Here is a 25,514-nt window from a genome sequence, read left to right as displayed (position 1 = left end):
AGCGCACGCAGCGATTTCCTGATCGAAGGTGAAGTCGCGATCACCTAAGCGGACACGCAACCGCTCCTGCTTTCAGGTTCCACTGGGTGCGGAGCCTTAATATTTCTTTTTTCGAACGACCTTGTTGCCACGCGGTCCGCTCATAACGGGCGTCCTGTCACGGTTTTCGGACACAAGGCTTCGCCAGCGTTCAAGGCGGTTGGGTGCCAAAGTGCCGCTTTTCACAGCCGCCTGAACGACGCAGCCCGGTTCGTGTGCATGGGTACAATCACGAAATCGGCAGAGGGCTGCCATTTCCGTTATGTCGGCAAAAAGCGTGTCGATCCCGTCGGTGACATCGCTGACGAGGAGGGTTCTTATGCCTGGCGTATCGATAACCCAGCCGCCACCAGGAATAGCATGTAATGATCGCGCGGTCGTGGTGTGACGCCCTTGCGCGTCATGTTCGCGAATGGTCCCGGTTTTCTGCTGTGAATCGGATTCAAGTCCCGTCAAAGTGTTTACCAGCGTCGACTTTCCAACACCGGAGGAACCGACCAGGGCGATTGTCTGGCCTATGCCGCACCAGGACTTCAAGAGAGTGCTTGCATCGGCAGAGCGCCCATTCAAGGCAACGACGGGCAGGTCACGCTGCAAAGCCTCTGCTTGCGCCTGAAATAAGCCGATGTCGTCGGCAGTGTCAGCTTTCGTCAACACGATCACCGGCTTGCTGCCTGCTTGGTTGGCCATGATCAGGTAACGTTCTAGACGGTCGATGTTAAAATCGGCATTGCACGATGTTACGATAAAAAGTGTGTCGATGTTGGCAGCGACAAGCTGCTGGGCACGACCCAATTCCGGGCGTCGCTGAAACACGGTCTTCCTGTCGAGCCGGCTGACAAGCATGTCGGACAGGGGGTCGACAAGCACCCAATCTCCCACCGCGAAGTCAGCCACGTTGGCATGGGCTGGAAGCTCCAGCTTCACAGGCCCCGCGACGCTGATCGCCTCGATGCGCGCCCGGTGAACCGAGGCAACGCGCGTTGGTATGAGGTCCGCTTCGGTCGGCTTGATCTGATCGGCGAAAAAGTCAGACCAACCAAGCAATTCCAAGGCTGAGGGAAGATGTGAGTGTGTCAAATTTTACTTCGCATTCGCTGACAGAGTTCGCCCATTTTTTAAAAGGCTTCCTGCCTAGTTGCGTTGATGATCTCGTTTAGGCAAAGATTTTGCATAAGCTGCAGCTTCGCCGGAGTAGGGGAATTGGTCTCCGATTAGACGGTCGCCATCGTAAACTTCGAAGGCAGGCCCGTCGATTTCGACGATCTTATAACCATTCACATACTCAAACTTTGGTGTTTTCCAACCCATGAATATTCTCCAGTTTCGGTCCAATGTTTCCAAATTCTGAAGATGATGTCCGACCGTCACTCTCAGTAATCAATGCTTCTATCAGGTGTTCGTACAAAAGACGAACTGGCCGATAAGCGACTTGCGTTTTCCGGGTCGAGGTTCCTGATCCCGTCACGGCGATAACCTAAGAGATACGGATTGATGGGGCGCGTCGTTTATTTAGGTCCAGCTGTCATTCGCTGACGTGACGGTCAAGCAAATACGCGGCATTATCTGCATCGGTAATCAATGTTGTTGCAAGGCCTGCAACGATGCAACCTCTCAAGATTTCATGCTTGTGATGCCCCCCGGACGCAATGATGCGCGTGGGAATTTTTCGATATTCCTCGATGGATGGCGAGATGACCTGCCGGTTGAGGGGATGATCGATCTCCATGCCGCTTTTGTCCAGATAACGGCCCAAAAGATCGCCCACTGCGCCGGCTGCTCTAATGTCTCCGATATCTGTGTCGGGCGGCAGGCCGTAGCGGACCTGGAGTGATTCTGATGATACGTCGCCGACACTGAGGATTGATATATCTACTGATGTCGCCTCCTGCAGCAGGATGTCGAAAACAGGTTGAGCCACGATCGTGTCACGTGACTGCGGGCTATCGGCATAGATCGGGGCCGCTAGATAGTGGCATTCTGCGCTCATCACCTTTGCAAAACGCTGCACGATTTCGAATGTGTTGATCTCAGAGCCACGGGTGAGGCCACCCATCATAGATCGAACCTTTACATTGGGCACGTTTGTCGGAGCCATGTGGTGCACGGTTTCCCGTAGCGTCGCGCCCCAGCCCACGCCCAGTGCGTTTGGCTCGCTTGCTTGTATCAATCGCTCAAGATACATCGCAGCGGCGCGACCGATGACGGTCGCCGTCTGGCCTTCGTCGGCCGGTGTTGGAACGATGACGACATCCGTCAGGCCGAAGCGCTGCCTTAGCTCGGCTTCCAGCTCCACGTTTTCCGTCAGCGGAGAATTGAAGCTGATCCTCACCACCCCCTGATCCAGAGCGGCAGCCAGAAGCTCGTTCACCCTGCGGCGTGTCAACAACATGCGCTCGGCTATCTGAGCCTGAGTCAGCCCCTCCACGTGGTACAGCCACGAAGCGCGCACCATGCTCTGCTGATAAGGCATATGCTTCTCCTCCCAAATGTCACAACAGCGTAACATTTGTAACCTAGAGGTAATCGAAGTCGAGAGGCCGGTAAAGAGGTTTAGATTTACCCGTCGCTCAACACGAAATCGACAGTCGAATTGAACGGAACCTGACGTGGTGCCTGCGGCACCGCGCTTGTCTCTGCGCGTCCGTATCGTCCTTTGTTCATACAGGAGTGATCCATGCTTTCCATCAATCGCCGCCACGCGCTGGGGCTCATGTCCGCTGCTGCTGGCAGCATCATCCTGCCGCGCATGTCATTCAGCCAGGGTGCTCGTCCTTCGGTCACGATCGCTGTTCAGAAGATAACCAACAACAACACATTGGATATCTGGAACGAGCAGTCGAACGTCGGTGAGCGCGTTTTCTTCCCGAACCTTTGGGAAGGTCTGATCAACCGCAACTGGATGGGCGATCAAGGCCCGGTGCCGGGTCTGGCAACAGAATGGAAGCGCATCGACGACAAGACGCTGGAGCTGAAACTGCGCCAGGGCGTGAAGTTCCACAATGGCGATGAACTGACGGCAGAAGACGTGGCCTTTTCCTTCTCCAAGGAACGTCTGTTCGGCAATACCGAGCCGAAGGGCGGCAAGACGGTTTTCGAGGACGACAACAAGCCTGTGACCGCCAAGGAACTGCCCGCCATCGTTCCCGGTGTCGGCCGTCGTCTGTGGCCTGCCCTGGCTGGTGTCGAAGTTGTTAATAAATATACCGTTCGTTTCCACAACGCGACGCCTGATGTGACGCTTGAAGGCCGCCTCTACTCCTTCGGCAGCCAGATCACCAGCCGCCGCTCCTGGGACGAAGCCAAGACCTATATCGATTGGGCGCGTAAGCCTGTAACGACCGGTCCCTATATGGTCGCTGACTACAGACCGGACGTTTCGCTGACGCTTGCGGCTTTCGATGAATATTGGGGTGGTCGTCCGCCGCTTCAGCAAATCCGCTTCGTCGAAGTCCCGGAAGTCGCCTCTCGCGTCAACGGTCTGCTCTCAGGTGAATATGATTTTGCCTGCGACCTTCCACCTGACCAGATTTCCGCCATTCAGGGCGCGCCAGGCCTCGAAGTGCAGAACTCCACCATCTGGAACCACCGCATTTCAACGTTCAACACTCAGAACCCGATCCTCAAAAGCCCACTGGTTCGCCGCGCCATGACGCATTCGATCGATCGCCAGGCGATCGTTGACGCGCTCTGGGCGGGTCAGACCGTCGTTCCCGCCGGTTTGCAATTTGAATCCTTCAAGGCCACCAACATGTTTGTGGATGGTTGGACGACACCCGAGTTCAATCCGGAACTGGCCCAGAAACTGCTGAAGGAAGCGGGTTACAAGGGCGATCCGATCCCTTACCGCCTGCTCAACAACTACTACACCAACCAGACTGCGACGGCGCAGATCATGGTGGAGATGTGGAAGCAGGTTGGCCTGAACGTTGAGATACAGATGAAGGAAAACTGGGCGCAGATCCACGATCCCGAAGGCGTCAAGGGCGTTCGCGACTGGTCTGCCGGCAACTCGATCAACGATCCGATCACACCTCTGGTCGTGCAGTTCGGACCTAACGGTGAAGCTCAGCAGAAGAAGGACTGGACTAACGAAGAGATGAACACGCTCTCCGTGGTCATGGAAACCTCCACGGACCGCGCTTTGCGCAAGAAGGCCATCACCCGCATGCTGGAAATCTGCGAGCGCGAAGACCCGGCCTATCAGGTTCTGCACCAGAACGCCGTCTTCACCGGCATGAAGTCCTCACTGAAATGGAAGGCAGCACCTGCCTTTGCCATGGATTTCCGCACCGCCAACTGGAATTCTTGATCCTTTTACCCTTTTGCGCCGGCCGTCTCTGTACGGCCGGCGTCTTTTATTTATGAAAATGGAGAGGAGCTCCCATGGCTTCCAATCTCGTGGAACTGCGCGGCCTCAAAGTCGCTTTCGATGGTATTCAGGTTCTGCACGGTATCGATCTCGATGTTGCCCCCGGTGAGGCGATCGGTCTCGTTGGCGAATCCGGTTGCGGCAAGTCTGTCACATGGCTGGCAGCGTTGGGCCTTCTTCCGGGCAAGGCGACGGTCACTGGTTCAGTCAAAATCGACGGAAAAGAAATCCTCGGCGCACCGCGTTCTGTGCTGGAAGGTGTGCGCGGCAAACGGATCGCCATGATCTTTCAGGACCCCTCAAGCTCGCTCAACCCGGTTCTCAAGGTTGGCAGGCAGATTACCGAGACGCTTGCCATTCATCGCGGACTGATGGGCGATGCCGCGAAAAAAGAGGCGCTGCGCCTTCTCGATATGGTTGGCATTCCCGATGCCCGCAATCGCTTCGATCTTTTTCCGCATGAGTTTTCCGGCGGACAATGTCAGCGTCTGATGATCGCGATGGCCTTGGCCGGAGAGCCCGACCTTCTGGTAGCCGACGAGCCGACCACGGCACTCGATGCCACCATCCAGGCGCAAATCCTCGATCTCTTGATCGCCCTTCGGGCTGAAACCGGCATGGCGACCATCTTCATTAGCCATGATCTGGGTGCGGTTAGCCAGGTCTGCGAACGCGCCTGCGTCATGTACGCCGGTCGCATCGTGGAGCAGGGGCCGATTGCGACACTGTTTGAAAATCCCAGACATCCCTACACGCGCGGCCTGTTCGATGCCATTCCGCGGCTGGACGGCCCGCGCGCGAGGCTTATCCCTATTCCTGGCACCGTCCCGCATCCACGCGATCTGCCACACGGTTGTTCATTCTCACCGCGCTGTTCCAACGTGGCGTTGGATTGCCGCATCCGCCAGCCGGACCTGACCGCGCTGGATGATCACCGCCTGCTCTCCTGCCACCACCCGGTTGGCACCAGGTCGGCGTCGGAAACCCGTGTTCTGGAGGCCGTATCGTGACCGCGCCTCTCCTTCAGGTCAAAGACTTCGTCAGAACCTATGAAGTTCGTCAGGGCATGTTCGGAAAAGCCACGCCGGTCCGCGCCGTCGATGGCATAGACCTGACAGTCATGCCCGGTGAAACGCTTGGCATTGTCGGCGAATCCGGCTCCGGTAAATCGACGCTAGGCCGCATGCTTCTCGGCATCGATCCGCCGCAATGGGGCGAGACATTTTTCGAGGGCCAGCCGATGCCGAAGCTCGGCACGGCGGAATGGCGGGCGCTGCGGGCCAAGATGCAGCTTGTCTATCAGGACCCGCTGGCGGCGCTTGACCGGCGACTGACCATTGCCGAACAGATCGGCGAACCGCTCGCCATACACAATCTTGTTCCTAAGGAACATCGCGCAACCCGCGTGGCCGAACTGATGTCTGCGGTGGGCTTGAGGCCGGATCAGGCGGGTTGTTATCCGCATGAGCTATCCGGCGGCCAGCGTCAGCGTGTCGTCATCGCCCGGGCTCTCGCTTCGCGGCCAAAGCTTCTGGTCTGCGATGAGCCTGTATCGGCGCTCGACGTTTCCATCCAGGCGCAGGTGGTCAACATGCTGCGCGACCTGCAAGAGAAAAACCACATCGCCATGGTCTTCATCAGCCATGACCTCAAGGTCGTGCGCAACATCGCGGATCGTGTCGCCGTCATGTATCTGGGCCGCATCGTTGAAGAGGCGTCGTCCGACGTCATCTTCGCCACGCCGCTGCATCCCTACACCAAGGCGCTGGTCTCCAGCGTTCCGGTGCCCGGCAAGCCCCTTCAGGGGCGCACGATATTGCAGGGAGAGCCGCCGAACCCTGCAAATCGCCCACCCGGCTGCGCCTTCCATCCGCGCTGTCCTGTTGCCGTCGATCTTTGCCGCACAAGCGTTCCGGCACTGCGGCCGGTGTCTGGTGGCCGCACCGCTGCTTGCCATCTGGTGGCCGGTGCCGATCAGCCGGTTGCGGCGTAAGGAACATCCCATGCTGCGTTACATATCCGTCCGCTTTCTCCGCGCATTTGTCACCATCATCGCGGTGATGACCTTTGCCTTCATCGTTCTGCGCATGTCGGGAGATCCCGCCCAGATCATGCTCGGCCCCGATGTGCCGCAAGAGGCAGTCGATGCTTTCCGCAAGGCCTGGGGCCTCGATCAACCGCTTTGGGTGCAGTATTTCGCCTATATGAAGTCGATCCTGACAGGCGATTTCGGCGTCTCCATGCGCGACAAGGCATCCGCCATGCAACTCGTCATCGAACGCATTCCCGCCACCTTGCAACTGACGATCCCCGCGCTTTTCCTCAAGGTTCTGATCGGTATACCCGCAGGCGTCTATGCAGCTCTTCACCGCCAAAGCGCGGTTGATCGAGGCGTCATTCTGGCGGCAATCTTCGGCTTTACCATTCCCTCCTTCGTTATGGGCCTGTTGCTGGTGCTGATCTTCTCGATCACGCTCGGATTGTTGCCATCCGGCGGCCACGATACTTGGCAGCACGGCGTTCTGCCGACGCTGACCATGAGCATTGGCGGCATCGGCATCCTCGCCCGTTTTTCGCGCAGCGCCATGATCGAGGTCATGGGCCAGCCCTATATCCGCGCGGCCTCCGCCAAGGGCATGAAGTGGCAGGATGTGGTCTGGCGGCACGCGCTGCCCAACGCCGCCGTGCCGATCGTCACCATCGTCGGCTTCATGGTCGGCACGCTGATTGCCGGTGCCGTCGTCGTGGAATCGATCTTCTCCTGGCCGGGAATCGGTCGCCTGTTGGTGGTGTCGGTCACCAACCGGGACCTCGCCGTCGTGCAATGCATCCTGCTGTTGATCGCTGCCACCATGGTCGTGTCGAACCTGATCGTGGACCTGCTCTACGGCTGGCTGGACCCGCGCCTTCGCAGCCAGACAGCCCATTGAGGATTTGAGTGATGACCATCGCAGACACAACCCGTCAGCCCGCACCCGAAGCCTCCATCTTCAGCCGTTTCATCCGGCAGCTGCGCAAAATTCCGTTCTCCGTCACCTTCGGCATCTGTTGGCTTGCGGCCATGATCCTGGTTGCCCTCTTCGCAGACATGATCCGTCCCTATGGCATCACCGCTATGGATTTGCGGGCCCGCCTGTCGCTGCCGGGCAACCCGGCGCATTTTCTCGGCACCGATGAGCTTGGCCGCGATGTGCTGTCGCGTCTCATCCAGTCCATCCGGGTGTCCTTCACCATCGCCTTCGGAGCAACGATCATCTCAGCCGTTTTCGGAACGACGCTCGGTTTCCTGGCCGCCAAGTTCCGTGGCGCGGTCGAGCAATTCGTCCTCATGCTGGCCGATTTCCAGGCCGCTTTGCCCTTCCTGGTTATGTCCCTGGCGGTGCTGGCCTTTTTCGGATCGTCCATGCCACTGCTCATCGGCCTGATGGGGTTTTATGGCTGGGAGCGCTACGCCCGTATTGCTCGTGGTCTGGCCATCTCGGCAAGTGCTCAGGGCTATGCCTCGGCTGTCGTGCAGCTGGGTGCCACGCCGGCGCGCGTCTACATGCGCCACATCCTGCCCAATGTCGCCGCAACGCTGATCGTCTCCATGACGCTGACCTTCCCCGAAATCATCCTGATGGAAAGCGGGCTTTCCTTCCTCGGCCTTGGCGTACAGCCACCGGAAACCAGCCTCGGCAACATGGTCGGATTCGGTCGTGAATATCTGACCCGCGCGCCCTGGATCATGCTCGCCCCTGCCTTCGTCATCATGATGACGACGCTCTCCATCTCGCTGGTCGGTGATTGGCTGCGTGACAAGCTCGACCCGACCCTGCGTTAATCAAGGATAGTCAAATGACAAAAATTGTCGGCCATCGCGGCGCGCGCGACATCTGGCCTGAAAATTCGCTCACCGGTTTCCGCAACGTGCTGGCGCTGGATGTCGATGCCGTCGAGTTCGACGTGCACCTGACCGACGCTGGCGAACTGGTGGTCATCCACGATGCCACGCTTGATCGCACGACAGACAAGACGGGACCCGTCCGTGCGCTGACGCCGCAAGACCGCGCGACAGCGCATTTGGAATGCTCCTCGGACACCGTGCTGACGCTCGCAGAAGTTCTCGCCGTTCTGGCGAAAGCCGATGGCAAGCGGCTCCATGTCGAGATCAAATCCGATGAGGCTGACCAGCCCTATCTTGGTATTACAGGAAAGGTGGTCGCAGAGATCGAGCGCTTCGGTCTCGCAGACCGCTGCCACCTCACATCGTTTGACGTTTCGGTGCTGGAGGAGTGCCGCCGCGTTGCCCCGAACATCGCACGTCTGGTTTCTGTCAATGCCGAATGGGCGCAACAGCAGGGCGGTCTTGAGGCCTTTCTGAAAAGCGTCGAAGGCCTCGTCGATATCGTCGCCATCCATCATGAGCTGATGGCTGCGGAGTGGACGCTGATCACGCAAATGCTGCCGCTCCACCGGCTCGGCGTCTGGACGCTCAACGACGAGGCGCTGATCCGACCTTGGCTGGAGCGTGGCATAGGCCACCTCACATCCGACAGCCCTGACCTTGCGCTGCGGCTGCACCGCGACATCCAACTCCAAACGCAACCGGCCTGAGAGGGACTACGACCATGGGTAACATCATCGGCACCGGCTTTAACGCTGGCTCCACAGACGGCGAGTTGGCAAGCCTCGAGCAGGAATTGCGCGTCCTCGCAGATATCGGCGTCGATACCGTCGAACTGGGTCTCACCAGTCTCGACCTCATCGCCGGTGGGCGCATTATCGAGGAGCGTGCCGAAAGGCTCGTCGCCATCACAAAGCAGTTCGGTTTCCGCTACACCGTCCACGGTCTCGTCTCGTCCAATTTCATGGACCCGGCAACGTGCCGATACCAGATCGATGCCGCCAAAGCGCTCGCCGTTGTTTGCGACCGTATCGGTGCTCGCATACTCGTCCAGCACGGCGGATGCCTGCGTGCCGACCAACTGGCGGAACGCGCCGATGCCGACAGCCGCGAACGCGAAGCCCTGTTTGAACTGACGGAGTTCTGCAAGCCTTATGGCGTGCGCATCGCGTTCGAAAACATCTTTACCACGGAACTCGGCCAATATCGCCAGACACCAACGCAGATCGCTGAGACCGTCAAAACAGTTGGTCACCCCAATCTCGTGGCGCTGATCGATTTCAGCCATGCCTATATCGAATCCACCTATCGCGGCCTGAATTTCCGCGAGGAGTTGCGCGCCATGGCACCGGTTGCCGGACATCTGCATGTGCACGATAGCTTCGGCCGCCCACAGGCTTTCTATAAGCCGTATCATCTTCAAGAGAACACAGCGCTCGGCATTGGTGATCTCCATATGCCACTCGGTTGGGGCGACATCGATTGGGAAGACATTTTTTCGGAGCTGACGTTCCTGCCCGAAACGGTCATGATGATGGAAATAGGTCGCCGTTATCACGCCGAACAACCTGCAAGCTTGAATCGCGCTAAAAACTTGATTGCCGAATATAATCGGAACAGATCCTGAATACTCGCCGCTTCTAAGCGTTTATCTGTTGTTCGCGAACCCGCTTGCCGATCACGACGCGTTAAGCCTATAGGCGGCACATCCGTGTAGCTATCCCACGCAAAATTTAGAATGACGACCAATCATAGTCATGACGTCGTCATTCTTAGCGATAAATGCGTGATGTTGGGCCACCAGAACATCAGCCTGGCTGTGATTAAGGACAGGAGCGGTCGTACACCAAAGCCGAAATCGGTCGCAGATATGTTCGCCATCCTCGCTTCCGAGAGCAAACCAACACCAGTCAAAAATGATGACGTATCGAGTGCAGAGCTTGATCACGTGCGACGTTCGACGTGAGCGACAAGCCGATTGACACATTGGCGCTTTCGGTTATTCTGTTATAACAATCTAAATAACATAATAATGGAACAAGTGAAAACCGGGAGCTCTGCATGAAACTCAAGTTAGCATTTCTGATTGCCACGGCTATTGTCGCAACACCTTCGCTTCTGTTCGCTCAGGAAAAGGGCGGCGTGATCAATGTAGCGACGATTGGCGAGCCGCCTACACTGGACCCGATGGCTTCGACTGCGGATTTGGTCGGGATCGTGACGCAGCATATGTTTGAGACGCTCTACACGTTCGACAAGGACTGGAAGGCAACGCCTCTGCTGGCTGAAAGCCTTCCGGAGATCAGCGCTGATGGTAAGACTTATGCCATCAAGCTGCGCTCCGGCATCAAGTTTCATGACGGCTCGGACATGGCGTCTGATGATGTTGTGGCCTCACTGAACCGCTGGATCAAGGTTGCATCGCGCGGCAAGCAGGCGGCTTCCTTTATCGACAAGATCGAAGCAACAGATCCATCCACGGTGACGATTTCGCTGAAGCAGCCCTATGCGCCGCTTGTTTCACTGCTCGCCTTCAACAATTCTGCGGCAATCATTCTACCCGCGGAAAAGCAGGATGAGCCGATGAAAGAATTCATCGGCACCGGGCCCTATATGCTGAAAGAGCGTAAAGCCGACCAGTATATTCAGCTCGTGCGCTTCGATGGTTACACCCCACGGTCCGGCGAAAGCAACGGATATGGTGGTGCGCGCCATCAGTATTTGGATGAGATCCGCTTCGTGCCGGTGCCGGACGCGAATACGCGTGTGGAAGCGGCAGTTTCCGGACAGTATGACTATATCGACAGTCTCCCGGTCGAATCCTTTGACAAGATCAAGTCGTCTTCCGTCACAGAGCCAGTAGTCCTCAAGCCCTTCGGCTATCCTGTTTTCGTGTTCAACACAGCAGAAGGCATTGCCAAGGATGTCGCCATTCGTAAGGCCATTCGCCAAGCGCTCAGCATGGAAGACATGATGGCTGCGGCCTTCGGCAGCACCGACTTCTATGCGCTGGATGGCGATATCTATCCGAAGAATTTTGTCTGGAATACCAATGCAGGTGTCGAGGGCAATTATAATCTTGCCGACCCCGAAGGCGCTGCCGCAGCTGCCAAGGCAGCTGGTTATGACGGCGAAAAGCCGATCCGTATTCTGACCAGCCGTCAGTATGAATTCCATTACAAGATGGCGCAGGTCGCAGCCGAATATCTGAAGCTCGCCGGTTTCAAGGTGGATATGCAGGTCGTCGACTGGGCAACGCTGACACAGCGCCGCGCCGACAAGGGGCTTTGGGATATCTACATTACCCACAGCCCGTTTTTGCCGGAACCGGCATTGATCGGTTCGCTCGCCCCAACATCTCCCGGCTGGTGGGATACGCCGCTGCGCAAGCAGACGGTCGAAGCCTTCTCGGCCGAATCCGACCCTGAAAAGCGCGTTGCGCTGTGGGCTGATGTACAAAAGGCCATGTATGCGGAAATTCCTTACATGAAGATCGGCGATTTCAACGGTCTGACCGCCAAGGCCAAGAAGGTCGAGGGTGTCGACCCCGCTCCATGGCCGTATTTCTGGAATGCATCAATCAAGAAGTAACGCTTTTTCGATCGGCCGGATACCGCCTTGCCGCGGCTCCGGTTTCGAAATTGGTTCCGTCTTGGAGCATGAAGAGAGACATCTATGATCCGTTATATTCTCCAGCGCCTGTTCGGCATGATCGTCGTGATGTTTCTCGTCGTGACCATCGTCTTCGTCATTGTGCGCGTCACGCCGGGTGATCCCGCTGCTGTCATGCTGGGTCCAGATGCGTCCGCGCAGGACATTGCCGATTTGCGCATGCGGCTGGGGCTGGATCAGTCCCTTATCGTGCAATATCTGATCTATATCGGCCAGATGCTAAAGGGCGATCTCGGCCAGTCGATCTTTCTCAACATGCCCGTCACCTCTGCGCTGATGGCGCGGGCTGAGCCAACCTTCTTTCTCACGCTGTTCTCGCTTCTGATCGCCAGCGTCATAGCGCTGCCCATCGGTATCTATGCAGCCTATCGCCGCGGCTCATTTATCGATCAGGCGGCAACGACCATTGCCATGCTGGCGGCCAGCATACCAAGCTTCTGGCTCGGCCTCATTCTCATGCAATTTTTTGCGGTAAGGCTGAACCTGTTTCCGGTATCCGGTTATGGCGGGCCGGGATCTAGCTTCATGGAACGGATGTATCATCTGACACTTCCCGCTTTTGCGCTCGGCATTGTCTCTTCAGCGCTTATCCTGCGCTTCACGCGCGCTTCCATGCTCGATGTCCTCGGCGACGACTATATTCGCACCGCTCGGGCCAAAGGCCTGATTGAGCGCCGCGTCATTCTCAAACACGCGTTGAAGAACGCGTTGATCCCTATCTTGACCGTCATCGGCCTGACGGCTGCCGTGCTGATTTCTGGCGCCGTCGTTAGCGAAACGGTGTTTGGTCTCCCGGGCGTGGGCAGTCTGGTGGTGTCGGCTGTTTTGCGACGGGACTATCCGGTCATTCAGGGGGCTTTGCTGGTCATTGCGGCGCTCTACGTCCTCATCAATTTCGCAATCGATATGCTGTACTTGGCAATCGATCCGCGTGTGCGTTATTAGGGGGGCGCGACGGATGGTCGATATTTCAGCAACCACGCCGAAACCCGCCGCCAGCGAAGGCTCCAAGTTCCTGCGGCGGTTCCTGAAGCGCAAGACTGTGGCCTTTGGCCTCATCATATTGGTCGTCTTCGTTGTGCTGGCGGCGCTTGCGCCCTGGATCGCGCCTTACTCGCCATCGAAGCTTTCCATCGTCAACCGGCTGAAACCTCCAAGTGAAATCTTCTGGTTTGGCACAGACGAGTTCGGTCGCGATGTTTTCTCTCGCACGATCTATTCCGCGCGGTTGTCATTGCTGATTGGTGCCTCAGTCGTCGTGCTGTCGGCGGCTATCGGTGTGACGCTCGGACTTCTGGCTGGTTTCTTCCAGAAACTCGATACGCCAATTGCCCGGCTGATCGATGCGATGATGGCCTTTCCGGATATTCTTCTTGCCATCGCGCTGGTGGCCGCGCTGGGCCCATCACTCACCACCGTCATCATCGCACTGTCGATTGTGTACTCACCGCGTCTTGCCCGCATCGTCCGCGCCTCGACGTTGGTGATCCGTGAACTACCTTATGTGGAAGCCGCGCAGGCGCTTGGCATCTCCACCTTCCACATCATGACGCGGCATGTGCTGCGCAATCTGCTCTCGCCGATCCTCGTGCAGGCAACGTTCCTGTTTGCCAGCGCCATGCTGGCCGAGGCTGGTCTTTCCTTTCTCGGGCTCGGTGTAAGCCCTGAAATTCCAACCTGGGGAACCATGATCGCCAGCGGTCGCCAATATATCGGGCAGGCCGACTGGATGACCTATTTCCCCGGCTTTGCCATCATTCTTTCCGTTCTATCGCTGCAAATGGTCGGCGATGGCTTGCGGGACATGCTCGATCCAAGACTGCGAAGGGATTTGTAATATGACAGGGGAAACCGCAAAACCGCTCCTCCTCACCAACGTCAAGCCGATGGCTTTTGGCGATAGCGCACAGACTGGCACGACCGATATTCTGGTCGGCGGTGACGGCAAGATTGCCGCCATCGGTCAGTCCATCGCTGCTCCCGCAGATGCCACCCGTATTGACGGCAAGGGCGCATGGATTTCCCCCGGATGGGTGGATTTGCACGTCCACATCTGGCACGGCGGCACAGACATATCGATCCGTCCTTCGGAATGCGGTGCGGAACGCGGCGTTACCACGTTGGTCGATGCAGGTTCTGCCGGTGAAGCCAATTTTCATGGCTTCCGTGAATATATCATCGAGCCATCCAAGGAGCGCATCAAAGCCTTCCTCAATCTCGGTTCCATTGGGCTTGTCGCCTGCAACCGTGTGGCGGAACTGCGTGACATTAGAGACATCGATCTTGATCGTATCATCGAATGTTATGCTGAAAACAGCGAACACATCGTTGGGCTGAAGGTGCGTGCGAGCCACGTTATCACCGGCTCATGGGGCGTGACGCCGGTCAAACTCGGCAAGAAGATCGCCAAAATCCTGAAGATACCGATGATGGTGCATGTCGGTGAACCGCCTGCGCTATATGACGAAGTGCTGGAAATCCTCGGCCCCGGCGATGTCGTCACGCACTGCTTCAACGGCAAGGCGGGGTCATCCATTTTGGAAGACGAAGACCTGTTCAACCTCGCTGAACGCTGCGCATCGGAAGGCGTGCGGCTGGATATCGGCCATGGCGGCGCGTCCTTTTCGTTCAAAGTTGCGGAAGCGGCGATTGCGCGCGGCTTGCTGCCACATTCCATCTCCACCGATCTCCACGGCCATTCCATGAACTTCCCGGTTTGGGATCTGGCGACGACCATGTCGAAGCTTTTGTCGGTCGGCATGCCTTTCGACAAGGTTGTCAACGCCGTCACACATGCACCTGCCGAAGTCATCAAGCTCGATATGGCAGACCGCCTGTCGGTTGGCGCGCGCGCCGATTTCACCATTTTCGATGTTATCGATTCCGATCTCGAAGCGACGGATTCCAATGGCGACGTCTCGCAACTGAAGCAGCTGTTCGAGCCGAGTTATGCTGTCATTGGCGCGGAGGCCACTGTTGCCAGCCGTTACATTCCGCGCGCGCGCAAACTGGTTCGCCACAGCCACGGTTATTCCTATCGCTGAGTGCTGCCAGACATGAACAACGAATTTCGCATGACACAGGAGTTTGCGTGACCCAGTCCCCGATCAAGTCAGAAGCAAAGGCTGAAACGCCCTATGACCGGCTTGCCGCGCTCGGCATCAAACTGCCGCCGCCAGCGCCGCCCATTGCCAACTTCGTAACGCATGTCATCGAAGGCAACATGCTGTATCTTTCCGGCCAAGGCCCGCGCGAGGCCGATGGTTTCATGCACACCGGCAAGGTCGGAACGGACGTTTCAGCGGAAAAGGCCTATGCCGATGCGCGGCTGACTGGCGTCAACCTGCTGGCGGTCATGCACGACGCGCTGGGCGATTTGTCCCGCGTGCGCCGTGTCGTGAAACTGCTCGGCATGGTCAATGCCGCTCCTGATTTTCTGGATCATCCGCAGGTCATCAACGGCTGCTCCGATCTTTTCAATGCCGTGTTTGGCGAGGCGGGGCAGCATGCCCGCTCCGCGGTCGGTTTTGGTTCGCTTCCGGGCAACATCACGGTCGAGATCGAAGCCATCGTGGCATTGCACGGGTAACGTCAAGGGAGACGGTCAGTGGTTGCGCCAGCCCATCAGCTTTTCGATCCGCGCTGCCGACGCCTTAACGCGGTCGGCATAGCCGGACTTGTCGGCAAGGACTTTCTGTTCGGGAAGCACGATGGAAATCGTCGCCACGCAGTCGCCTCTGCTGTCGACAATTGGCGAGGCGATGCAGGCCACGGAGTAATCGGACTCACCCGCTTGGATCGACAACCGCTCTTCGAAAGCCTTGCGCGCCGCATCCGACAGCGTGGCCGCATCAATGGTCGCACGACCGGTCGGCGATATGCGCGCGCCACGTTTGAACAACTCAATACGCTCGGCCTCCGGCATATGGCCGACAAGAAGACGACCGGACGCCGTCCAGTTGAGCGGAACACGGGTGCCGACACGGGATGCCACCTGAAAATGGCTGGGGCCATCCGCCATGGCCAGCACCAGCATATGTTCGGCATCACGGCCACAGACCTGAACGGTCTCGCCCGCCTCGCGGCAAAGATCGTGCATTTCGTGGGTGGCAACACTCATGAAGTCCAGCGAGCGGGCGTAAGCGAGACCGTAATGATAAAGCCGTGCGCCAAGCCAAATCATGCCGTCCGCATTGCGGGCCAGCATGTTCTTTTCCACGAGATCATCAATGATGACATAGACCGTGGAAAGCGGAGCCTTTACGGCCTTGGCAATGGCGTAAGCTCCGGCGGGCGCACCGGTTTCGTAGAGATAATCGATCACCTGCAAGGCGCGGTCGATGCCGCTGACGCGCGAACGGCGGACTTTGCCTTCGGCTTCAGCGGTCTCTTCGGAAAGAGCTTCCGATGATGTCTTCAAATCCAAAATCACGCTCCTGCGCCTTAAAGAACCTATTGCATTACTATGGCATAGGTGCGTGCAGGGCAACCGAAATCAAAGGCGGGATCACCTGCTTACAGACTGGAGAATGACAATGTCCGATGATATCCGCACGAAGCTTGGCCTACGCCCTGTGATCAACGTATCCGGCACGATGACAAGCCTCGGGGCTTCCATCGTGCTGCCGGAAGCGGTTGCCGCAATAGCGGCGATCCTGCCGCAATTCGTGGAAATCAACGATTTGCAGCGCAAGGCGAGCACGATCATTGCGCGTTTGACGGGTGGTGAAGCCGGGTTCGTCACCGCCTCTTGTTCGTCGGGCATCACCCTTGCAGTCGCAGGAACGATTACCGGTCCAGACCTTCTCGCCATTGAACGGCTGCCCGAAACATTCACGCCCAAGAACGAGGTTCTTGTGCAAATGGGACACGTAGTGAGCTATGGCGCGCCGGTGGACCAGTCCATTCGGCTCGCAGGTGGTAAGGTGGTGACGATCGGGCAGGCAACCTCGACACATCGCTATCACATGGAAAATGCGATTACCGATAGGACAGCCGCCGCGGTCTATGTCGTTTCTCATCATGTCGTGGATTACGGTCTCCTCAATCTCAAGGAATTTGTTGAGATCGCTCATGCAAAGGGCGTTCCGGTCATTGTCGATGCAGCATCGGAATATGACCTGAAGCTGTTTCTTGAACAGGGTGCCGATATTGTCCTGTACTCCGGCCACAAGTTTCTTGGCGGCCCGACCTCGGGTGTCGTCGCCGGCAAGAAAGACCTTGTGCGCAATGCCTTCCTGCAAAACATGGGTGTTGGCCGCGGCATGAAAGTCGGCAAGGAAAGCATCTATGGTGTCATGGCGGCTTTGGAAGCGTGGGAAAAGCGGGATCATGTTGGCATCCGCGAGCGCGAAACTGGTTATCTGAACCTGTGGGCGAAGACACTTGCCAACCGCCCCGGCGTCACCGCACTGATCGAGCCCGACCCAACGAACAACCCGCTTGATCGTATGCGCGTTATCATCTCACCGGAAGAAGCGCATATCACCGCCTGGGACCTTGCGGCGGCCCTGCGCCAAGGCCCGCAGCCGATCATCGTGCGGGATCATGAGGTCGAGCATCACTACTTCTATCTCGACCCCTGCAATCTGCATCCCGGACAGGAAACCATCGTGGCGTCGCGACTGGCGAAGGAACTCGACAAGGCTCGTGCCTCTAATGAAATCATCGCGACACCATTCGAGGATTTATCGCGTCATCGTTTCGATGGCGCGTTGCGCTGGCCCGATTGAGCATCTGATACAGCGGAAGACCGAAAAAAAGGGAACGACCATGACCAATCTTGCCCAGACCATGCCCAGTGTGCCGCTATCCTCCGACCCGGTTCTGTCGGTTGAAAAGCTGCGCACGTCCTTCATAGTCGATGGTGTTTGGAAGCCGGTCGTTCGCGATATTTCCTTCACGGTTGCGCCCGGTGAAACGGTCGCGATCGTGGGCGAAAGCGGCTCAGGCAAGTCGGTCACATCGCTGTCGATCATGCGGTTGTTGCAGCCGGATACCAGCCGCATCGAGGGCAAAGTCATGCTGGGTGGTCGCAATCTGCTAGCATTGCCGGAACACGAGATGCGCAAGGTGCGCGGCAATGACGTCGCGATGATCTTCCAAGAGCCGATGACGAGCCTCAACCCGCTCTTCACCATTGGCGACCAGATTTCCGAGGCGTTGCTGTGCCACGCGCCGATGAGCAAGCGGGAAGCAAGGGTGGAAACCATCCGCATTCTTGAGAAGGTCCGCATTCCCTCAGCCGCTTCCCGCTTCGATGAATATCCGCACCGTTTTTCCGGCGGTATGCGCCAACGCGTGATGATCGCCATGGCGCTTGCCACAAAGCCGAAGTTGCTGATCGCCGACGAGCCGACGACGGCGCTTGACGTTACTATCCAGGGCCAAATCCTCGATCTCATCAAGACCTTGCAGGAAGAGGAGGGGACTTCGGTTCTCTTCATCACCCACGACATGGGTGTCGTCGCTGAAATCGCGGACCGGACTGTCGTCATGTATCAAGGTGAGCAGGTGGAAACAGGTGCGACCGCTGACATCTTCCATCGCGGCCAGCATCCTTACACACGCGCATTGCTCTCAGCCGTGCCGGTGCTTGGCTCGATGCAGGATTATCAACGACCGCGCCGTTTTCCCGTCGTCAACGTCGCCACAGGCGAATCCGATGTCCCTGTGGAGGTCAGTGATACGGTCGCCAAAGGCCAGCCGGTGTTGGATGTCAAGAATCTCACCAAGCACTTTGATATTCATTCCGGTCTGTTCGGTGCGGTAAGCGGGCGTGTTCACGCAGTGGAAAATGTTTCTTTTGACCTGCATGCAGGCGAAACGCTGTCGCTGGTTGGCGAATCCGGTTGCGGTAAGTCCACGACCGGACGTGCCATCATGCGGTTGATAGAGCCGGGAAGCGGCTCGGTGCTAGTCGATGGTCGTGAGGTTTTGACGCTGGATAAACGGGAAATGCGTGAGATGCGCAAAACCGTGCAGATGATCTTTCAGGATCCGTTCGCATCGCTCAATCCGCGTATGACGGTGGGTGCTGCCATCGCCGAACCCTTCCTCGAACACAAGATGGGCGACAAGAAACAAGCAAAAGACGTGGTTGCCGATATGCTGGTGAAAGTCGGGCTAACACCTGACATGGCAAAACGCTACCCGCATGAATTCTCCGGCGGTCAGCGCCAGCGTGTTTGCATTGCCCGTGCACTGGCGCTCAAGCCGAAGGTGATCGTAGCGGATGAAAGCGTGTCGGCGCTCGATGTCTCGATCAAGGCCCAGGTGATCAACCTCATGCTGGATTTACAGCAAAGTCTCGATCTCGCTTTTCTTTTCATTTCCCACGATATGGCCGTCGTGGAGCGTGTCAGCCATCGGGTCGCAGTCATGTATCTCGGGGCAATTGTCGAAATCGGGCCACGTGCCGCCGTCTTCGGCAACCCTCAACATGCCTATACGAAACGCCTTATGTCTGCGGTGCCAGTACCAGATCCTAATCGACGCAGGACCAAAAGTGGGGCCGCAGCGGAAGAGCTGACTAGTCCGATACGGCCAGTCGATTACGAAGTCTCGGTACCATTGTTCAGGGAAGTCTCGCCCGGCCATCTCGTTTCCGAGTCGTGATCAAAAAATTTAGAAAAACATGATGGCTAGACCAGTGACGCGTTTTCTTTGAGGCAGTGAGACTGTAGGCCAAGGTACAGAGGCTATCGACCTACAGTCACATGCTGGTGACGAATTACAGAGAAATTTGCCCTTCGTCCTTCCCGTCCCAATAACGGATTGACTTCGCCTGGACACGGATCATCACGACACCGGGGGTGTCAATTCCGTCCGGAAAGTAGTGATCGAGATCCTTGGTCCAATGATCTGCGAAGGTTGGCTTGTCGGTGATGAGCGATGCCACCCCCTCGACGGCGACAAAAAGCGGTGATCCACCAAGCATACCGATTGCACCGGTATAAGTAAGGCTGACTTCACTGTCGGCACGAATGTCGGCAATCTTACGGGAGGTCTCGTAAGCGAAGAAGTAGCTGTCCCCGTCGTACTCGACGTCGCCATTGTTGCTCATAGGGCGAGAGGTGAGGTTGCCTGAGGGGGAGCGCGTGTTCAGCATTGCGAAGTCCAGCTTCGCCATTTTCTTTGACAGATCGTGCAGGGTAAGTTCGGACATGTTTTGCTCCAGAGGCCTGTGCGAGAGGGTCTATACAAAACTGTCCGTTCAGGCATTCGTTCCGTTGTGAAGTTGAGATTGGGGAAAGCGGCACTGGCCTTGCAGCACAATCACCGCACCCACTGCATTCCATCGATCTGAATATCCTGACCCGTCAGAAAATTAGGCTCGGACGTTGCGAGGAACGTGACTACGCTCGCAACATCTTTTGGCGTGCCGACCCGTTTCATCGCAATGCCAGCTGCGAGCTGCGCTTCGCGTGCGTCGATCATGGCGTTCGAGCGCTCGGTCTTGATGACGCCGGGGCAGACGGCGTTGACGACGATCTCAGGCGCGAGTTCTTTTGCCAGCGCCTTCGTCATTCCCAGAATGCCTGCCTTGGCCGCGGTGTAGGAAAATTTGCTGACCGCACTGGTGACGCCGCCTGTGTGTGCGTTCATCGAGGACATATTGATGATGCGCCCGCCGCCGTTGCGGCGCATGACGGGAACTGTCGGCTGGATATAGTTGAAAGCGCCCTTGAGGTTGATGTCGATGGTGGCGTCGAACTCTTCCTCGGAGATATCCTCGATCCCTTTCGGCATCGGTCGACCGGCATTGTTGAAGAGAACGTCGATCCGCCCCCATGCTGCATCGACATCCGCCACGATCTTAGCGGCACGCTTGTGTTCACGCACATCGGCAACGAAGGTAAGTGCTTCGCGCGACAGGTCGCGGATTTCTGCGGCGGTGCGCGCCAGATCGTCCTCGATCAGATCGACAAGAACGGTATCGAACCCGTGCTTTGCGAGATCCAGCGCACAGGCGCGACCAATGCCTCGACCGCCGCCGGTAACGAGAGCCACTTTGCGGGTTACGTCAGACATCAGCATTCTCCTTGGCGTAGCGGGCGATGTCTGCGTGTGTGCCGAACCACACGTCGTCATGGCTCTGGATATGCCGGATCAGTTCTTCGAGGATGAAGATGCGCGAGCGGTAACCGGACACATGCGGATGCATGGTCAAAAGAAACAGGCCGCCCTCCTGATAGGCACGATCAAATTCGCGCTTGAAAATGTCGAGCACGGCAGGTGGCGGGGTGTAGGGTCGATGGGCGGTGAAGCGGTTCATGTTGAAATAGACCGCATCGTCTCTGATCCATTCCACCGGCAGCTCGACCATGCCGGTCGGCTCACCGTCTTCGACCAGCTCATAGGGATCATCGTCGGCCATCAGCGAGCTATCATAGAGCAGCCCGAGTTCGCGCTCGATCTCCAGCGTGACGGCGGAAAAATCCCAGGAAGGGGTGCGCATGCCCACGGCGCGCACGCCGGTGATCTTCTCGATCGTATCGGCGGCGCGCAGATGCAGTTCGCGCTCCTTTTCCGGCGGCACTTTCGTATTCACCTCGTGGATCCAGCCATGTAGGCCGATCTCATGGCCTTCGGCGATCACTCGTTTCTGCTCATCGGGATAGAGAAGGGCGGCAACGGCTGGCACGAAAAATGTGGCGGGCACGTCGGCTTGCTTCAAAGTTTCTAAAATGCGCGGCACGCCCTTGCGATTGCCATATTGCCCCTGCGACAGTCGACCGATAGATTCACCGCCGTCACGCAATTCATTGGTCTCGTGGTCGCTATCGAAAGAGAGGGCAACCGCACAGCGTGCACCATTCTTCCAGACCTTAGGCTTCAAAGAACGGCCAGCCCGCACCTTCTCGACCCTGCCACGCCATGTGGCCTCATCCCATTCCCACGGTTCCATATAACGTTCTCCCTCGTATTTTATTCGGCAGCTTGCGGCAAAACCGGAACGGCAGCGAGCAATCGCTTCGTGTAGTCATGCTGCGGATTTGCGTAGATTGCGCTCGTTTCGCCCTCTTCAACGATCCGGCCTTGATACATGATGGCCACACGGTCGCAGAGGTGGCGAACCACGGACAGATCATGGCTGATGAACAGCAGCGACAGATCAAGCTCTGTCCGTAACCGGATCAAGAGGTTGATGATCTGCGCCTGTATCGAGACATCCAGCGATGCGACGGGTTCATCGCACACAATCACATCAGGCTGCATGGCGAGCGCACGGGCAATGGCGATGCGCTGCCGCTGGCCACCGGAGAACTGGTGCGGAAAACGGTTGGCAAATGTCGGGTCCAATCCCACCGCAGCCAGCCATTTTCTGACGTAATCGGGTGCCTCCGCGCGGCTGACCAAACGGTGCGCGAGCGGTCCTTCGGCGACGATATCGCCAATGCGCATGCGGCCATTGAGAGATGCGAACGGGTCCTGAAAAATGGTCTGAATCCGCGTCGTGATCTTGGACGGGCTACGTCCGGCACTCATGACAGGCTGACCGTTGAGACGGATCGCGCCCGATGTCGGCACGGTGATACCGGCTGCCATGCGCCCAAGCGTCGATTTGCCAGAACCGGATTCGCCGACCAGACCCAGCACTTCGCCGCGATTGACAGTGATCGAGACACCATCAACTGCTTTGACGACAGCTACGGGCTGCGACACGCCTGACCGGATGGCCAACCCATGCAGAAACCCGACCGGCTTTTCGAAGCGTTTTACCGCGTTATCGATAACAAGATATGGGCTGCCAAGCGGAGGCAGATTGGCGGTCGCTGTTTTTCGCGGCGGCGGTGCCGCATCTGCAATACCACTGCCGCGCAACAGCAACTCTCCCGGTTTGGCGCGCGATGGCAGCGCTTCAAGCAGGGCCTTGGTGTACTCGTGCTGCGGCTTCGTCAACACACCCAGCGCCGGGCCAATTTCAACGATCTTGCCGGACCTCATCACGGCCACGCGGTCGGCAATGGAGGAGACGACCGCGAGGTCGTGGCTGATCCAGATCAGTGCGGTGCCGAGGTCAGCGACCAGTTCCTTCATCTCAGCCAGAATTTCTGCCTGGATCGAGACGTCGAGCGCGGTCGTCGGCTCATCGCAGATAATCAATTTGGGCCGGTGTAGAAGCGCAATGGCGATTGCCACGCGCTGGCGCATGCCGCCGGAAAACTGATGCGGGAAGAAATCGACCTTCCGTTCGGGATCGCTGATCCTAACCTGAGCCAGAGCCTTGATCGCCCGTTCACGTGCGTCCGAACTGCTGATGTTTTCGTGGGCTTCCAGCGCCAGCTTGATCTGCGTCCCGATACTCAGCACCGGGTTCAGCGTCATCATCGGGTCCTGAAAGACCATGGATATGACTTTACCGCGAATAGCGCGCAATTCGTGGGCAGGCAGGCCGACCAGCTCCCGGCCTTCCAGTTTGATGGAGCCCTCAACGATACGGCCGGGTTCATCGATAAGGCCGATGATGGAGAAACCGGTGATCGATTTGCCGGAACCGGATTCACCGACGAGACCCAGAACTTCGCCGGGCGCGACGGAAAAGGAGATACCATCGACGGCCTTCACTTCGCCTCGTCCATTTGGGAACCAGGTCTTCAGATTGGTGACGTCAAGAAGCGGTGTCGCAGATGTTGCAGATGTTGTTGGGGTCATCTGCGAAGCCTCGGGTTGAGCTGGTCGCGGATCTGGTCACCGACGATGTTGAGCGAGACGATAAAGAGGATCAGCGCCACGCCGGGATAGATCGAAATCCAGTAGCGACCCGACAGCAGGTACTGGAAGCCGTTGGCGATCAGCATGCCCAGCGATGGTTCGGTTGGTGGCAAGCCTACACCGAGGAAGGATAATGTCGCTTCTAGTGAAATGGCGCTGGCCACCTGAACGGTCGCGACCACAATGAGCGGCGGCAGAGAATTTGGCAGGATGTGTTTCAGCACCACGCGCCAAGGCGACAATGGGATGGACAGCGCGGCCTCGACATAATCCTTCTGCCGTTCAGCCGCTGCGGCCCCATGGGCGGTGCGGGCGAAATAGGCGTATTGCGCAAAGATCAGCGCGAGGATCAGCTGGTAACGACCTTGTCCCAGCACGGCAGCGATAACAAAAGCGAGTAGAATGGCCGGAAACGAAAGCTGCAAATCCACGATGCGCATGACGAGGCTTTCGAAACGCCCGCCAATATATGCCGCAGCGCAGCCGACGACGGCCCCGATGACGAAGGCAACGCCACCGGCAATAATGCCCATTTGCAGCGAAATGCGCAGGCCGTAGATGATGGCAGACAGCAGATCGCGGCCTTGCGAATCCGTGCCGAGCCAGTGGGTGTAACCGCCGGTGCCGACATAGCCGGGCGGACGGCGAGCATCGCGCAGCACCAGATGCGCAAGGTCGTATGGGTCTTGCGGCGTGACCAGCGGTGCGATCAGGGCGACCAGCACGATGATGAACACCATGACCGCAGCACCAAGAGCGACCTTGTTGCCGCGAAATTCCTCCAGAAACCGGTAGAACGGAGTGTCGCGCATCAGGCACGTCCCTTTCTCAAGCGCGGGTCAAGCAGCGCATAAACGAGATCGACCACGAGATTGATGACGATGAACAGAAGGGCGACGAACATCAGGTAAGCGACCATCACGGGCCGATCGAGCGAGGTGATGCTGTCGATGATGAGTTTGCCGAGCCCCGGCCACGAAAAGATCGTCTCGGTCACCACCGCAAATGCCAGCGTCGAGCCGAGTTCCAGACCGAAAACGGTCACAAGCGGGATAGAGATCAGCCGCAGAACATGACGGCTCAGCACCGTGAATTCAGAAAGACCGGCGGCACGCGCAAATTTCACGGTATCGCTCAGCATCAGTTCACGGGTTCCGGCCCGCGCGAGGCGGATCATCAGCGAGAACTTGAACAGCGCGAGATTTAGCGCAGGCAATATCAGATGGGCGAGCCCATCCCCGGTCAGGAAACTGAAATCGACACCGAACAGGCTGACCGTTTCCCCGCGTCCACCGGCGGGCATGCAACCGCATTGAACCGCAAAGACCATGATCAGCATCAGCCCGAACCAGAAGGTCGGCACGGAAAAGCCAAGGATGGATAGCGTCATGATGGCGCGCGATATCGGACTATGTGGGCGGTATCCGGCATACATGCCGATGGGTATGCCGACGAGGCTGGCAAACAGCACCGCCGCCAGCGTCAGTTCCAGCGTCGCGGGAAGGCGTGTCAGGATTAATTCGCTGACGGGCATATTGTAGACGAAAGACCGCCCAAAATCGCCGTGCAGGATGCGGCCGACGAAGGTGAAATATTGCTGCCACAGCGGCTGGTCCAGACCATATTGCGCAATCACGGCGGCGCGAATGTCCTGCGTCGCATCGGGAGAAATCAGCACGTCGATCGGATTGCCGACGGCATAGACGCCGCAGAACACGAGCGCCGACATGGCTATGACCACGATGAGCGCCTGCCACAGTCTTTGCAGGATAAAACCAAACATGCGTTCCCAGTTCTCCCGTCTTGTGCGGGTTTGCCCGTCTTTTT

General features: G+C 57.7%; 25 protein-coding genes. 15 read left to right on the top strand and 10 right to left on the bottom strand.

Features of this window, described 5'->3' with window-relative positions; translation table 11 throughout:
- Positions 1–96: 96 nt before the first annotated feature.
- From rsgA to DSM25558_RS12300, 3 genes are all read right to left on the bottom strand, one after another.
- Positions 97–1,119 (bottom strand): ribosome small subunit-dependent GTPase A, encoded by a 1,023-nt coding sequence (gene rsgA, locus DSM25558_RS12305; protein WP_077105058.1) that lies wholly within the window; start codon positions 1,117–1,119, stop codon positions 97–99.
- 54 nt (positions 1,120–1,173) lie between these two features.
- Complete coding sequence (locus DSM25558_RS28975) at positions 1,174–1,350, bottom strand: hypothetical protein (protein ID WP_167397928.1); 177 nt, start codon at positions 1,348–1,350, stop codon at positions 1,174–1,176.
- A 214-nt stretch (positions 1,351–1,564) separates the two neighbouring features.
- On the bottom strand, positions 1,565–2,512 hold the full coding sequence (locus tag DSM25558_RS12300) for a sugar-binding transcriptional regulator (protein ID WP_077105057.1): 948 nt from the start codon (positions 2,510–2,512) through the stop codon (positions 1,565–1,567).
- Positions 2,513–2,716: 204 nt separating this feature from the next.
- Between DSM25558_RS12300 and DSM25558_RS12295 the strand changes: the two genes are divergently transcribed.
- From DSM25558_RS12295 to DSM25558_RS12235, 13 genes are all read left to right on the top strand, one after another.
- The gene (locus DSM25558_RS12295; protein ID WP_077105056.1) at positions 2,717–4,351 is read left to right on the top strand and encodes an ABC transporter substrate-binding protein; all 1,635 of its coding nucleotides are present in this window, start codon (positions 2,717–2,719) and stop codon (positions 4,349–4,351) included.
- A gap of 74 nt (positions 4,352–4,425) precedes the next feature.
- The gene (locus tag DSM25558_RS12290) at positions 4,426–5,421 is read left to right on the top strand and encodes an ABC transporter ATP-binding protein (RefSeq protein ID WP_077105055.1); all 996 of its coding nucleotides are present in this window, start codon (positions 4,426–4,428) and stop codon (positions 5,419–5,421) included.
- A 56-nt stretch (positions 5,422–5,477) separates the two neighbouring features.
- Positions 5,478–6,404 carry an ABC transporter ATP-binding protein gene (locus DSM25558_RS12285; RefSeq protein ID WP_200800750.1) on the top strand — a complete coding sequence of 309 codons (927 nt, stop codon included), beginning with the start codon at positions 5,478–5,480 and terminating at the stop codon, positions 6,402–6,404.
- Between the two features lie 10 nt (positions 6,405–6,414).
- Positions 6,415–7,341, top strand: a complete 927-nt coding sequence (locus DSM25558_RS12280) for an ABC transporter permease (protein WP_077105053.1) — start codon at positions 6,415–6,417, stop codon at positions 7,339–7,341.
- A gap of 11 nt (positions 7,342–7,352) precedes the next feature.
- Positions 7,353–8,234 carry an ABC transporter permease gene (locus tag DSM25558_RS12275; RefSeq protein ID WP_083716428.1) on the top strand — a complete coding sequence of 294 codons (882 nt, stop codon included), beginning with the start codon at positions 7,353–7,355 and terminating at the stop codon, positions 8,232–8,234.
- Between the two features lie 14 nt (positions 8,235–8,248).
- Positions 8,249–9,007 carry a glycerophosphodiester phosphodiesterase family protein gene (locus DSM25558_RS12270; RefSeq protein WP_077105052.1) on the top strand — a complete coding sequence of 253 codons (759 nt, stop codon included), beginning with the start codon at positions 8,249–8,251 and terminating at the stop codon, positions 9,005–9,007.
- A gap of 14 nt (positions 9,008–9,021) precedes the next feature.
- On the top strand, positions 9,022–9,924 hold the full coding sequence (locus DSM25558_RS12265) for a TIM barrel protein (RefSeq protein ID WP_077105051.1): 903 nt from the start codon (positions 9,022–9,024) through the stop codon (positions 9,922–9,924).
- Positions 9,925–10,035: 111 nt separating this feature from the next.
- Entirely contained in the window at positions 10,036–10,263 is a 228-nt protein-coding gene (locus DSM25558_RS28830; protein ID WP_077105050.1) for a hypothetical protein, read from the top strand.
- A 95-nt stretch (positions 10,264–10,358) separates the two neighbouring features.
- Complete coding sequence (locus DSM25558_RS12255) at positions 10,359–11,888, top strand: ABC transporter substrate-binding protein (RefSeq protein ID WP_077105049.1); 1,530 nt, start codon at positions 10,359–10,361, stop codon at positions 11,886–11,888.
- An 84-nt stretch (positions 11,889–11,972) separates the two neighbouring features.
- Complete coding sequence (locus DSM25558_RS12250; RefSeq protein WP_077105048.1) at positions 11,973–12,914, top strand: ABC transporter permease; 942 nt, start codon at positions 11,973–11,975, stop codon at positions 12,912–12,914.
- Between the two features lie 13 nt (positions 12,915–12,927).
- Entirely contained in the window at positions 12,928–13,806 is an 879-nt protein-coding gene (locus DSM25558_RS12245; protein ID WP_077105047.1) for an ABC transporter permease, read from the top strand.
- Between the two features lies 1 nt (position 13,807).
- Complete coding sequence (locus tag DSM25558_RS12240) at positions 13,808–15,013, top strand: amidohydrolase/deacetylase family metallohydrolase (RefSeq protein ID WP_077105046.1); 1,206 nt, start codon at positions 13,808–13,810, stop codon at positions 15,011–15,013.
- Positions 15,014–15,060: 47 nt separating this feature from the next.
- Complete coding sequence (locus tag DSM25558_RS12235) at positions 15,061–15,558, top strand: RidA family protein (RefSeq protein WP_077105045.1); 498 nt, start codon at positions 15,061–15,063, stop codon at positions 15,556–15,558.
- 15 nt (positions 15,559–15,573) lie between these two features.
- On the opposite strand, the gene DSM25558_RS12230 is transcribed toward DSM25558_RS12235, so the two are convergent.
- Positions 15,574–16,395, bottom strand: a complete 822-nt coding sequence (locus tag DSM25558_RS12230; protein WP_077105044.1) for an IclR family transcriptional regulator — start codon at positions 16,393–16,395, stop codon at positions 15,574–15,576.
- A gap of 109 nt (positions 16,396–16,504) precedes the next feature.
- On the opposite strand from DSM25558_RS12230, the gene DSM25558_RS12225 reads away from it, so the two are divergent.
- Both DSM25558_RS12225 and DSM25558_RS12220 read left to right on the top strand, forming a co-directional pair.
- Positions 16,505–17,701: an aminotransferase class V-fold PLP-dependent enzyme gene (locus tag DSM25558_RS12225; protein WP_077105043.1), complete on the top strand. Its 1,197-nt coding sequence runs from the start codon at positions 16,505–16,507 to the stop codon at positions 17,699–17,701.
- Positions 17,702–17,741: 40 nt separating this feature from the next.
- Positions 17,742–19,586, top strand: a complete 1,845-nt coding sequence (locus DSM25558_RS12220) for an ABC transporter ATP-binding protein (RefSeq protein WP_143240091.1) — start codon at positions 17,742–17,744, stop codon at positions 19,584–19,586.
- 115 nt (positions 19,587–19,701) lie between these two features.
- On the opposite strand, the gene DSM25558_RS12215 is transcribed toward DSM25558_RS12220, so the two are convergent.
- The 6 genes from DSM25558_RS12215 to DSM25558_RS12190 all read right to left on the bottom strand — a co-directional run bounded on the left by DSM25558_RS12215 (position 19,702) and on the right by DSM25558_RS12190 (position 25,470).
- Entirely contained in the window at positions 19,702–20,136 is a 435-nt protein-coding gene (locus DSM25558_RS12215; protein WP_077105042.1) for a pyridoxamine 5'-phosphate oxidase family protein, read from the bottom strand.
- 110 nt (positions 20,137–20,246) lie between these two features.
- On the bottom strand, positions 20,247–21,002 hold the full coding sequence (locus tag DSM25558_RS12210) for an SDR family NAD(P)-dependent oxidoreductase (RefSeq protein ID WP_077105041.1): 756 nt from the start codon (positions 21,000–21,002) through the stop codon (positions 20,247–20,249).
- The gene (locus DSM25558_RS12205; protein WP_077105040.1) at positions 20,995–21,879 is read right to left on the bottom strand and encodes a polysaccharide deacetylase family protein; all 885 of its coding nucleotides are present in this window, start codon (positions 21,877–21,879) and stop codon (positions 20,995–20,997) included. Before DSM25558_RS12205 ends, DSM25558_RS12210 begins: the two co-directional genes overlap by 8 nt.
- A 20-nt stretch (positions 21,880–21,899) precedes the next feature.
- Entirely contained in the window at positions 21,900–23,627 is a 1,728-nt protein-coding gene (locus tag DSM25558_RS12200; protein WP_077105039.1) for a dipeptide ABC transporter ATP-binding protein, read from the bottom strand.
- Complete coding sequence (locus tag DSM25558_RS12195; protein WP_077105038.1) at positions 23,624–24,499, bottom strand: ABC transporter permease; 876 nt, start codon at positions 24,497–24,499, stop codon at positions 23,624–23,626. Before DSM25558_RS12195 ends, DSM25558_RS12200 begins: the two co-directional genes overlap by 4 nt.
- On the bottom strand, positions 24,499–25,470 hold the full coding sequence (locus DSM25558_RS12190; protein WP_077105037.1) for an ABC transporter permease: 972 nt from the start codon (positions 25,468–25,470) through the stop codon (positions 24,499–24,501). Before DSM25558_RS12190 ends, DSM25558_RS12195 begins: the two co-directional genes overlap by 1 nt.
- Between the last annotated feature and the right edge of the window lie 44 nt (positions 25,471–25,514).

This window comes from Agrobacterium sp. DSM 25558 (assembly GCF_900100825.1).
Lineage (GTDB): Bacteria > Pseudomonadota > Alphaproteobacteria > Rhizobiales > Rhizobiaceae > Agrobacterium.
The sequence above is the reverse complement of the archived record's forward strand: the minus strand, read 5'-3'. Positions and strand labels throughout refer to the sequence as shown.

Bases quoted from the DNA above. Each gene is read 5' to 3' on its own strand.
- DSM25558_RS28975 (WP_167397928.1), bottom strand. From the start codon at position 1,350: ATGGGTTGGAAAACACCAAAGTTTGAGTATGTGAATGGTTATAAGATC.
- DSM25558_RS12300 (WP_077105057.1), bottom strand. From the start codon at position 2,512: ATGCCTTATCAGCAGAGCATGGTGCGCGCTTCGTGGCTGTACCACGTG.
- DSM25558_RS12295 (WP_077105056.1), top strand. From the start codon at position 2,717: ATGCTTTCCATCAATCGCCGCCACGCGCTGGGGCTCATGTCCGCTGCT.
- DSM25558_RS12290 (WP_077105055.1), top strand. From the start codon at position 4,426: ATGGCTTCCAATCTCGTGGAACTGCGCGGCCTCAAAGTCGCTTTCGAT.
- DSM25558_RS12285 (WP_200800750.1), top strand. From the start codon at position 5,478: ATGTTCGGAAAAGCCACGCCGGTCCGCGCCGTCGATGGCATAGACCTG.
- DSM25558_RS12280 (WP_077105053.1), top strand. From the start codon at position 6,415: ATGCTGCGTTACATATCCGTCCGCTTTCTCCGCGCATTTGTCACCATC.
- DSM25558_RS12275 (WP_083716428.1), top strand. From the start codon at position 7,353: ATGACCATCGCAGACACAACCCGTCAGCCCGCACCCGAAGCCTCCATC.
- DSM25558_RS12270 (WP_077105052.1), top strand. From the start codon at position 8,249: ATGACAAAAATTGTCGGCCATCGCGGCGCGCGCGACATCTGGCCTGAA.
- DSM25558_RS12265 (WP_077105051.1), top strand. From the start codon at position 9,022: ATGGGTAACATCATCGGCACCGGCTTTAACGCTGGCTCCACAGACGGC.
- DSM25558_RS28830 (WP_077105050.1), top strand. From the start codon at position 10,036: ATGACGACCAATCATAGTCATGACGTCGTCATTCTTAGCGATAAATGC.
- DSM25558_RS12255 (WP_077105049.1), top strand. From the start codon at position 10,359: ATGAAACTCAAGTTAGCATTTCTGATTGCCACGGCTATTGTCGCAACA.
- DSM25558_RS12250 (WP_077105048.1), top strand. From the start codon at position 11,973: ATGATCCGTTATATTCTCCAGCGCCTGTTCGGCATGATCGTCGTGATG.
- DSM25558_RS12245 (WP_077105047.1), top strand. From the start codon at position 12,928: ATGGTCGATATTTCAGCAACCACGCCGAAACCCGCCGCCAGCGAAGGC.
- DSM25558_RS12240 (WP_077105046.1), top strand. From the start codon at position 13,808: ATGACAGGGGAAACCGCAAAACCGCTCCTCCTCACCAACGTCAAGCCG.
- DSM25558_RS12225 (WP_077105043.1), top strand. From the start codon at position 16,505: ATGTCCGATGATATCCGCACGAAGCTTGGCCTACGCCCTGTGATCAAC.
- DSM25558_RS12220 (WP_143240091.1), top strand. From the start codon at position 17,742: ATGACCAATCTTGCCCAGACCATGCCCAGTGTGCCGCTATCCTCCGAC.
- DSM25558_RS12215 (WP_077105042.1), bottom strand. From the start codon at position 20,136: ATGTCCGAACTTACCCTGCACGATCTGTCAAAGAAAATGGCGAAGCTG.
- DSM25558_RS12210 (WP_077105041.1), bottom strand. From the start codon at position 21,002: ATGTCTGACGTAACCCGCAAAGTGGCTCTCGTTACCGGCGGCGGTCGA.
- DSM25558_RS12205 (WP_077105040.1), bottom strand. From the start codon at position 21,879: ATGGAACCGTGGGAATGGGATGAGGCCACATGGCGTGGCAGGGTCGAG.
- DSM25558_RS12200 (WP_077105039.1), bottom strand. From the start codon at position 23,627: ATGACCCCAACAACATCTGCAACATCTGCGACACCGCTTCTTGACGTC.
- DSM25558_RS12195 (WP_077105038.1), bottom strand. From the start codon at position 24,499: ATGCGCGACACTCCGTTCTACCGGTTTCTGGAGGAATTTCGCGGCAAC.
- DSM25558_RS12190 (WP_077105037.1), bottom strand. From the start codon at position 25,470: ATGTTTGGTTTTATCCTGCAAAGACTGTGGCAGGCGCTCATCGTGGTC.